Source organism: Mycobacterium sp. UM_CSW (assembly GCF_000455205.1).
Taxonomy (GTDB): Bacteria; Actinomycetota; Actinomycetes; order Mycobacteriales; family Mycobacteriaceae; genus Mycobacterium.
Map to the genome: position 1 here is coordinate 22,308 of NZ_AUWQ01000032.1, position 6,832 is coordinate 29,139.

General features: G+C 68.6%; 7 protein-coding genes. 4 read left to right on the forward strand and 3 right to left on the reverse strand.

Annotated elements, in window-relative coordinates; all coding sequences use genetic code 11:
* Positions 1 to 8: 8 nt before the first annotated feature.
* Positions 9 to 989 carry an OmpA family protein gene (locus tag N415_RS13125; protein WP_068182085.1) on the reverse strand — a complete coding sequence of 327 codons (981 nt, stop codon included), beginning with the start codon at positions 987 to 989 and terminating at the stop codon, positions 9 to 11.
* A 107-nt stretch (positions 990 to 1,096) separates the two neighbouring features.
* Between N415_RS13125 and N415_RS13130 the strand changes: the two genes are divergently transcribed.
* Together N415_RS13130 and N415_RS13135 are read left to right on the forward strand one after the other, a co-directional pair.
* Positions 1,097 to 1,360, forward strand: coding sequence for a DUF2630 family protein (locus N415_RS13130; protein WP_068107953.1), 264 nt, complete (start codon positions 1,097 to 1,099; stop codon positions 1,358 to 1,360).
* Positions 1,361 to 1,362: 2 nt separating this feature from the next.
* Positions 1,363 to 2,946 carry an NAD(P)/FAD-dependent oxidoreductase gene (locus N415_RS13135; RefSeq protein ID WP_068182088.1) on the forward strand — a complete coding sequence of 528 codons (1,584 nt, stop codon included), beginning with the start codon at positions 1,363 to 1,365 and terminating at the stop codon, positions 2,944 to 2,946.
* A 41-nt stretch (positions 2,947 to 2,987) separates the two neighbouring features.
* On the opposite strand, the gene N415_RS13140 is transcribed toward N415_RS13135, so the two are convergent.
* Both N415_RS13140 and pdxH read right to left on the reverse strand, forming a co-directional pair.
* Complete coding sequence (locus N415_RS13140) at positions 2,988 to 4,283, reverse strand: citrate synthase (RefSeq protein WP_068107558.1); 1,296 nt, start codon at positions 4,281 to 4,283, stop codon at positions 2,988 to 2,990.
* 177 nt (positions 4,284 to 4,460) lie between these two features.
* Positions 4,461 to 5,120 (reverse strand): pyridoxamine 5'-phosphate oxidase, encoded by a 660-nt coding sequence (gene pdxH / locus N415_RS13145; protein WP_068182091.1) that lies wholly within the window; start codon positions 5,118 to 5,120, stop codon positions 4,461 to 4,463.
* A 72-nt stretch (positions 5,121 to 5,192) separates the two neighbouring features.
* On the opposite strand from pdxH, the gene N415_RS13150 reads away from it, so the two are divergent.
* A complete protein-coding gene (locus tag N415_RS13150) occupies positions 5,193 to 6,314 on the forward strand; it encodes a citrate synthase 2 (RefSeq protein ID WP_068182093.1) in 1,122 nt (373 codons plus the stop codon).
* A gap of 154 nt (positions 6,315 to 6,468) precedes the next feature.
* Positions 6,469 to 6,832: VOC family protein (locus tag N415_RS13155; RefSeq protein ID WP_068182096.1), on the forward strand; the 364-nt coding region annotated here is incomplete at its 3' end.

Here is a 6,832-nt window from a genome sequence, read left to right on the forward strand (position 1 = left end):
GGATCTCCCTAGCTCACAACGATTTCGACGCGACGGTTCTTGGCACGACCATCGACCGTGTCGTTGGGGGCGACGGGATTGACCGAACCCAGACCCTTGACAATCAGCACCGCGCCCGCGACGCCGTTGGCAGCCAGGAAGTCGGCCACGCGCTGGGCCCGCTGGCTGCTCAATGCGATGTTGATCGCCTCGACGCCGGAGTTGTCGCTGAAGCCGTTGATCGTCGCGTGCGCGGTGGGGCACGCCTTGAGCCTGCCCGACACCTGAATCAGGATCTGGTAGTCGGCCGGGGTCAGGCTGAACCCGTCGTTCGCGAACGTGATCGGGCCGCCCGTCATCGCATTGATCGCCGATTGCAGGTCGTTGCATTGTCCCGCGGCAGGCAGTGCCGGCGGCGGAGCCGGCCCGCTGACCACAAGCTTGTCAACGACCTTCAAAGTGGACCAGGTGCGCGCGGCGTCCTGGCTGACGGCGTTCTTTTGGTCTGGCGACGCTGCGGTGCCCGCCAGCGTGATCGTGTCCCCGCCGGCCACGAGCCTGAAATCGGGAATCGAGGCGCTGTCTTTGAATATCGGTGCGGCCTTTGCGAAATCGAGCGCATCGATGTTGGGGTTGATGTGGATCTGGTCGATGACGTTGACGCCCGGCAGCGAGCCCTTGACGGCCGTCAGCAGGGCCGCCTTGGCGGAGTCGTCGGGGAAGTCGCCGGCGAGCGTCAAGTCGTTGCCGTTGCGGGTGATCGACAAGGGCGCCAGGGATAACTTCGGAACGGTGGACGTGCTCGACGTCCCCTGCGCCGGCACCGGGCCGCCCGCCCGGTGGGCGGGCGGCGGTTGATCGAACGCGCCGTAGCCGATCGCCGCTATCAGCAACGGAATTACCGCCACCGCGATCAGCCAGGGCAGGCCGGCCGAGGGCCGGTGAATCTCCGGCACCGGCACCGAGTCGGTGCTTGCGGCCGGATGCCGCAAACCCGTGCCTACCCCCACTTTTGCGTCTCCCCTCGGTTAGCTCCCCCGACGTTTGCATCTTCCAGGCGATATGCAGCCTACCGAGTCGGCGCGGCAACGCCTGCCAAGTCGGGCACACTGGACCCATGGCCAACGGCAACAAACCGACCGACAGCGAGACCCTGGCACGCATCCAGGGACTGGTCGCCGAGGAGAAGACCCTGCGGGCACAGCTGCAGCACGGCGAGATCAGCACGGACGAGGAGCACGATCGCCTGCGCCGGCTGGAGGTCGAACTCGACCAGTGCTGGGACCTGCTGCGGCAGCGCCGGGCGCTGCGCGAAACCGGCGGTGACCCGCGCGAGGCGCAGGTACGTCCGCCCGACGAGGTCGAGGGCTACCTGGGCTGAGCGTGTCCCCATCGGAGGTCGACGTCGTCATCGTCGGCGGGGGTCACAATGGGTTGGTCGCGGCCGGGTACCTGGCCCAGGCCGGCCTTCAGGTGCGGCTGCTGGAACGGCTGGCGCAGGTCGGCGGGGCCGCGGTGTCCGTGCAGGCCTTCGAGGGCGTTGACGTTCGGCTCTCCCGGTACTCGTATTTGGTCAGCCTGTTGCCGTCCCGCATCCTCGAGGACCTCGGGGTCGGCGTGCGGTTGGCCGGCCGGCGATTCTCGTCGTACACCCCCGACCCGGCGACCGGCGGCCGCACCGGGTTGCTGATCGGGCGGCCCGGCCAGTTCGCCGCCATCGGCGCCGCCGAGGACGAGCCCCGGTTCGCCGCTTTCTACCGACGCTGCCGGATGGTCACCCAGCGGCTCTGGCCGACGCTGCTCGAGCCGCTGTGCACCCGCGAGCAGGCCCGCCGGCACGTCACCGACGCCGGCGACCCCGGCGCGGCGGACGCGTGGCGCGCCATGATCGACGAGCCGATCGGCCACGCCATCGCCGAGGCCGTCGGCAACGACCTGGTGCGCGGCGTGATCGCGACCGACGCACTCATCGGCACCTTCGCCCGCCTCGACGAGCCGTCGCTGCGGCAGAACGTCTGCTTCCTCTACCACGTGCTCGGCGGCGGCACCGGCGACTGGGACGTCCCCGTCGGCGGGATGGGCGCGTTGACCACGGCACTGGCGGCCGCGGCCGCCGGCCACGGCGCCGAAATAGTCACCGGCGCTGAGGTTTTCGGCATCGAACCGGACGGCCAGGTGCGCTACCGCCGCAGCGACGACGAGCACGCGGTCCGGGGAAGGTTCGTTCTGGCCGGCGTGACACCGACGATCCTGGCCGGCCTGCTCGGCGAACGACCCGCCGCGCCGGCACAGGGCGCGCAGGTCAAGGTGAACATGGTGCTGCGGCGGCTACCCCGGTTGCGCGACGCCGCCGTCACACCCGAGGAGGCGTTCGCGGGGACGTTTCACGTCAACGAAACGTGGACCCAACTGGACGGCGCGTACCAGCGCGCGGCGGGCGGGCAGATCCCGAATCCGCTGCCGTGCGAGGCCTACTGCCATTCGCTGACCGACCCCAGCATTGTGTCGGAAGCCCTGCGCGACTCAGGCGCCCACACCATGACGGTGTTCGGCCTGCACACCCCGCACTCGCTGTTCGACGGCAGCTACTCCGGCGCGCTGCGCGACCGGCTCACCGACGCGGCGCTGGAGTCGCTGAATTCCGTTCTGGCCGAACCGATTCAGGACGTCATCCTGAGCGACGCGCACGGTCGCCCCTGCATCGAGACGACGACCACCCTGGACCTGCACCGCACGTTGGGCATGACCGCGGGCAACATCTTCCACGGCGGGCTGTCGTGGCCATTCGCCGACGACGACGACCCGCTGGACACCCCCGCACGGCGATGGGGCGTCGCCATTGCCCATGAACGAATCATGTTGTGCGGCTCGGGCGCCCGCCGCGGCGGGGCGGTGTCGGGCATCGGCGGCCACAACGCCGCGATGGCCGTCCTGGCTTCCCTCGCGAGCAGACGTAAAAGCCCCTGATTTCGCGCCGAAAACGGGGCTTTTGCGTCTGGTGGCCGGAACTAGCGGTCGTTGATGGTCGCGTAGTCGCGCTCGGTGTAGCCGGTGTAGATCTGGCGCGGACGCCCGATCTTGCTGTCGCCCTCGTCGTGCATCTCGCGCCAGTGCGCGATCCAGCCGGGCAGCCGGCCCAACGCGAACAGCACGGTGAACATCCGGGTCGGGAACCCGAGCGCCCGGTAGATCAGGCCGGTGTAGAAGTCGACGTTCGGGTAGAGCTTGCGCTCGACGAAGTAGTCGTCGGTCAGCGCCGCCTCTTCGAGTTCCTTGGCGATGCTGAGCAGGTCGTCGTCGCCGCCGAGCTTGGACAGGATCTTGTCGGCCTGTTCCTTGACGATGCGCGCCCGCGGGTCGTAGTTCTTGTAGACGCGGTGGCCGAAGCCCATCAGCTTGACGCCGGCCTCGCGGTTCTTCACCTTGCGGACGAATTCGGTGACGTCGTCGTCGCTCTGGCGGATGTCTTCGAGCATCTCGAGCACCGCCTGGTTGGCGCCGCCGTGCAGCGGCCCCCATAGCGCGTTGATGCCGCCGGAGATCGAGGTGAACAGGTTGGCCCGCGACGAGCCCACCAGCCGAACCGTCGACGTCGAGCAGTTCTGCTCGTGGTCGGCGTGCAGGATGAACAGCATGTCCAGGGCCCGGACGATTTCCGGGTCGGCGTGGTAGGGCTCGGCCGGCAGCCCGAACGTCATCCGCAGGAAGTTCTCCACCAGGGAAAGCGAGTTGTCCGGGTAGAGGAACGGTTGCCCGATCGACTTCTTGTAGGCGTACGCGGCGATCGTGGGGAGCTTCGCCAGCAGGCGGGTGGTGGACAGCTCCACCTGGCCGTTGTCCACCGGGTCCAGGGCGTCGGGGTAGTACGAGCTCAGGGCGTTCACCACGCTCGACAGCACCGGCATGGGGTGCGCGTTGGGCGGGAAGCCGTCGAAGAAGCGCTTCAGGTCCTCGTGCAGCATGGTGTGCCGCTGGATCCGGTTGGTGAACTCGTCCAGCTGCTGCTTGTTCGGCAGCTCGCCGTAGATCAGCAGGTAGCTGACCTCGATGAAGGTCGACTTCTCGGCCAGCTGCTCGATCGGGTAGCCGCGGTAGCGCAGGATTCCGGCGTCACCGTCGATGTAGGTGATGGAGCTTTTGCAAGACGCGGTGTTGACGAAGCCGTTGTCGAACGTCGTGTAACCGGTCTTGGACAAAAGCGGGCCAAGCGCGATGCCGTCAGCTCCTTCGGTCGCGTGAACGACCTCCAGGTCGATCTCGCCCCCTGGGTACTTCAGAGTTGCGGTGTCGTCGGTGTCGGCCACGAGAACCCCTTTGCGCTCTGGCTGATATGGCTGCCCTGACTAGGTGCTTACTGCTGAAGGTAGTCGTTGCGGCGGCGGCGCGCCTGCCCGGGGTCGAGTCCGCTGGTCGTGCGCCCGTCCGGCGGTTAAGCCGGGGTGAACTCGGGGTGTGACGGGCCTCATAGCGCGCGTCGGCGTTCAGGGCTGCAGGCGCTCGACCCGCCCACCCACGACGCGAATCCGGTTGTGCACCCGGTTTTCTCGGCCCTGCCAGAATTCGACCACCTCGGGCGCGATGAGGTAGCCGCCCCAGTTGGGCGGAACCGGGACGCGCTCCGAGTCGGCGAAGCGCCCGGTGACCTCGTTCAGCTGCTCGAGCAGCGCCGCGCGCGAGGCGATCGGCCGCGATTGGTGCGACGCCCACGCGCCCAGTTGTGAGCCGCGTGGCCGCTGGGCCCAGTAGTCCTGCGTGACCTGCGCGTCGACCCTGCTGACCGGGCCGCGGATGTGCACCTGCCGGCCCAGCAGGTACCAAGGGAAGGTGGCCGACGCGTACGGCGTCGCCGCCAGCTCGACGCCCTTGGCCGAGTCGTAGTTGGTGAAAAAAGTGATTCCGGTCTCGTCGGCGCTCTTGCACAACACCGATCGGCTGACCGGCCGGCCCTCCGCGACGGTGGCCAACACGAACGCGTTGGGCTCGGCCACCCCGGCGCGCTCGGCGTCCTCAATCCACTTGCGGAACAAGGCAAGCCACCCGTCGGCCAACCAATCCGCATCCAGGTCCGGGCTGCCGTCCTTCTCGACCGACCCGTACTCGACGCGCATCCTCTGCAGGTGTTCCTCCGCTGGTCCAGCCATTGCGCCCACGCTACCGGCGGTAGCTACCGGCCGGTAGCGTCCGCCCGCAGGTGGGGTGCGAGAATTTCTCCCATGACTGTTGTCCCCGAAAACTTTGTCCCCGGCCTGGAAGGCGTGGTGGCCTTCACCACCGAAATTGCCGAACCGGATAAAGACGGCGGCGCGCTGCGCTACCGCGGCGTCGACATCGAAGACCTGGTCACTCAGCAGGTCACCTTCGGCGACGTCTGGGCGCTCCTGGTCGACGGAAAGTTCGGCCACGGGCTGCCGCCCGCCGAGCCGTTCCCGCTGCCCATCCACACCGGCGACGTGCGGGTCGACGTGCAGGCGGGCCTGGCGATGCTGGCCCCCATTTGGGGCTACAAGCCCTTGCTCGACACCGACGAGGCCACCGCCCGCGACCAGCTGGCCCGGGCCTCGGTGATGGCGCTGTCCTACGTCGCACAGTCGGCGCGCGGCATTTATCAGCCGGCCGTTCCGCAGCGAGTAATCGACGAATGCCCCACCGTCACAGCGCGCTTCATGACCCGATGGCAGGGCGAGCCGGACCCGCGGCACGTCGAGGCCATCGACGCCTATTGGGTATCGGCCGCCGAGCACGGCATGAACGCGTCGACGTTCACCGCGCGGGTGATCGCCTCGACCGGCGCCGACGTCGCGGCATCGCTGTCGGGGGCGATCGGGGCGATGAGCGGCCCCTTGCACGGTGGTGCGCCGGCGCGGGTGCTGCCGATGATCGAGGAGGTCGAGCGCACCGGCGACGCCCGCGGCCTGGTCAAGTCGATCCTGGACCGCGGCGACAAGCTGATGGGATTCGGTCACCGGGTTTACCGCGCCGAGGACCCGCGGGCGCGGGTGCTGCGGGCGGCCGCGGAACGGCTCGGCGCCCCGCGGCACGAGGTCGCGGTCGCGCTGGAGCAGGCCGCGCTGACCGAACTGCGGGAGCGGCGCCCGGACCGGGCCATCGAGACCAACGTCGAGTTCTGGGCCGCCGTCATCCTGGACTTCGCCCGGGTGCCGGCCAACATGATGCCGGCGATGTTCACCTGTGGTCGCACCGCGGGATGGTGCGCCCACATCCTCGAGCAGAAGCGGCTCGGGAAGCTGGTGCGCCCGTCGGCCATCTATGTCGGACCGGGCCCGCGCAGCCCGGAAGACGTCGAGGGTTGGGACCGCCTTCTCACCTCTGCCTGATCTTCGCGCTGGCGTCACGCAGGCGTCCGTTAGTTGTCGGTGCCCGGCGGTTGAATGGATCCGGCCGCGATGAGTTTGGGTCGCGGGCCGAGTCAATAACCGTGAGCCAGCCTCCGCCTGGGCTGGCATCCGAGACCGACAACAGGAGGCCATCATGGCGATCAACATCGAACCGGCGCTGTCCCCGCACCTCGTGGTCGACAACGCCGCCGCGGCGATCGACTTCTACGTCAAGGCTTTTGGCGCCGAGGAGCTGGGCCGCGTGCCCGGTCCCGACGGCAGGCTCGTCCACGCCGCGCTGCGCATCAACGGCTTCACGGTGATGCTCAACGACGACTTTCCGGAAACCTGCGGCGGCAAGTCGATGACGCCCAAGTCGCTTGGCGGGACCCCGGTCACCATTCACCTGACGGTCACCGACGTCGACGCCAAGTTCCAACGGGCGCTGGACGCGGGCGCCACCGTGGTGGCCCCGTTGGACGACCAGTTCTGGGGAGACCGCTACGGCGTGGTCGCCG

Coding starts and splice junctions, on each gene's coding strand:
- N415_RS13130 (WP_068107953.1), top strand. CDS start 1,097: ATGGCCAACGGCAACAAACCGACCGACAGCGAGACCCTGGCACGCATC.
- pdxH (WP_068182091.1), bottom strand. CDS start 5,120: ATGGCTGGACCAGCGGAGGAACACCTGCAGAGGATGCGCGTCGAGTAC.
- N415_RS13150 (WP_068182093.1), top strand. CDS start 5,193: ATGACTGTTGTCCCCGAAAACTTTGTCCCCGGCCTGGAAGGCGTGGTG.